The 2487-nt window shown below is 70.9% G+C and carries 1 protein-coding gene; it reads left to right on the top strand.

Annotated elements, in window-relative coordinates; translation table 11 throughout:
* Positions 1–281 precede the first annotated feature (281 nt).
* A complete protein-coding gene (locus ACFC1F_RS07355; RefSeq protein WP_376156320.1) occupies positions 282–2342 on the top strand; it encodes a discoidin domain-containing protein in 2061 nt (686 codons plus the stop codon).
* Positions 2343–2487: the final 145 nt, after the last annotated feature.

Raw genomic sequence — 2487 nt, 5'->3', positions numbered from 1 at the left:
TAGTCACCTGTCGTGGGGTCTCTGTTTTGTTTTTTCGCGCGAGCGTCGTGCTGGGTCAACAAGGCGCGCCCCCCGGGCGGGGGGGCCGGCGGCGGCCTGAGCCGCTGGGCGCCCTTCGCCATTTGTCAGGTCATCCGTCCCGGCCTATTGACTCGGATTCCAACAGTGGCGATTCTCGTCACACCGAGTACGCGGGACATGACAGTCGACCGGACGGCGGTTGCCCCGCACCGGTCCGGCCGTCCCACCGCGTCATCCGCTCCCCGACCCGAGTGGTGCCCATGACCCAGCTCCCCCACAGCAGGCTCCGGCTCGCCACCCTCCTGGCCTCGTTACTCGCCCTGATCGCCGTGGCGCTCGCCGCGCCGGCGCCCGGGGTCGCGAGCGAGCCGGGCTGGTGGAACCCGATCGCACGGCCCTCGCCCGACTCGCAGATCAACGTCACGGGCGAGCCCTTCAAGGGAACCGACGCCCAGGGCAAGGTCCGCGGCTTCGTCGACGCGCACGACCACATCATGGCCAACGAGGCCTTCGGCGGCCGGCTGATCTGCGGCAAGGCGTTCTCCGAGGCCGGGGTCGCCGACGCGCTCAAGGACTGCCCCGAGCACTACCCCGACGGCTCCCTCGCCGTCTTCGACTTCATCACCAAGGGCGGGGACGGCAAGCACGACCCGGTCGGCTGGCCCACCTTCAAGGACTGGCCCGCCCACGACTCGCTGACCCACCAGCAGAACTACTACGCGTGGATCGAACGCGCCTGGCGCGGCGGCCAGCGGGTGCTCGTCAACGACCTGGTCACCAACGGGGTGATCTGCTCGGTCTACTTCTTCAAGGACCGCAGCTGCGACGAGATGACCTCCATCCGGCTCCAGGCGCAGAAGACCTACGAGCTCCAGGCCTACATCGACACCATGTTCGGCGGGCCCGGCAAGGGCTGGTTCCGGATCGTCACCGACAGCGCGCAGGCCCGCGAGGTCGTCAAGCAGGGCAAACTCGCCGTCGTCCTGGGCGTGGAGACGTCCGAGCCCTTCGGCTGCAAGCAGATCCTGGACGTCGCCCAGTGCAGCAAGGCCGACATCGACCGCGGCCTCGACGAGCTGTACGGGCTCGGCGTGCGCAGCATGTTCCTCTGCCACAAGTTCGACAACGCGCTGTGCGGGGTCCGCTTCGACGAGGGCGCGCTCGGTACGGCGATCAACGTCGGCCAGTTCCTGTCGACCGGCACCTTCTGGAAGACGGAGCAGTGCGCCGGACCGCAGCACGACAACCCCATCGGCCTCGCCCCGGCGCCGGCCGCCCAGCAGCAACTGCCGCAGGGCGTCGCCGTCCCGTCGTACGCCACCGACGCCCAGTGCAACAGCCGCGGGCTGACGGAGCTCGGCGAGTACGCCGTGCGCGGCATGATGAAACGCAAGATGATGCTGGAGGTCGACCACATGAGCGTGAAGGCGGCCGACCGCTCCTTCGACATCCTCGAATCCGAGTCGTACCCGGGCGTCATCTCCTCGCACAGCTGGATGGACCTCGACTGGACCGAGCGGGTCTACAAGCTCGGCGGCTTCGTCGCCCAGTACATGAACGGCGCCGAGGCGTTCAGCAACGAGGCGAAGCGCACCGACGCGCTGCGCGACAAGTACCAGGTGGGCTACGGCTACGGCACCGACATGAACGGCGTCGGCGGCTGGCCCGGCCCGCGCGGCGCGGACACCGCCAACCCGGTGCGCTACCCGTTCCGCAGCGTGGACGGCGGCTCGGTCATCGACAAGCAGACCGCCGGCTCCCGCACCTGGGACATCAACACCGACGGTGCCGCGCACTACGGCCTCGTCCCGGACTGGATCGAGGACATCCGGCAGGTCGGCGGCCAGGGCGTGGTGGACGACCTCTTCCGGGGCGCCGAGTCCTACCTCACCACCTGGGGGGCGTCCGAGCACCACCGGGCGGGCGTGAACCTGGCCGCGGGGTCGCCCGCCTCGGCCTCCTCGACGGAGTGGAACCCGTTCGTCAGCTACGCCCCCGGGCGGGCCGTGGACGGCGACCTCGGGAGCCGCTGGGCCAGCGACTGGAGCGACGACCAGTGGCTCCGGCTCGACCTCGGGTCCACCACCCTGGTCGGGCGCGTCACCCTGGACTGGGAGCGCGCCTACGGCAGGGGGTACCGCATCGAGGTCTCCACCGACGGCACCGACTGGCAGTCCGTCTGGTCCACCACCACCGGCGGCGGCGGACTGGAGACCGCGCGGTTCGCCGGCGTCCCCGCCCGGTACGTCCGCGTCCACGGGCTGCAACGCGGCACCCAGTGGGGCTACTCGCTCCACGAGGTCGGCGTCTACAGCACCTGACGGACGCCTTGCCCCGGTGCCCCGGTCCGCCGTGACCGGGGCACCGGGCTACCGGGGCACCGGGCTACCGGGGCACCGGGCTACCGGGGCACCGGGCTACCGGGGCACCGGGCTACCGGGGCACCGGGCTACCGGGGCACCGGGC

This window comes from Kitasatospora sp. NPDC056181, assembly GCF_042266225.1.
GTDB lineage: Bacteria > Actinomycetota > Actinomycetes > Streptomycetales > Streptomycetaceae > Kitasatospora.
This window is presented reverse-complemented; position numbering and strand designations above follow the sequence as displayed.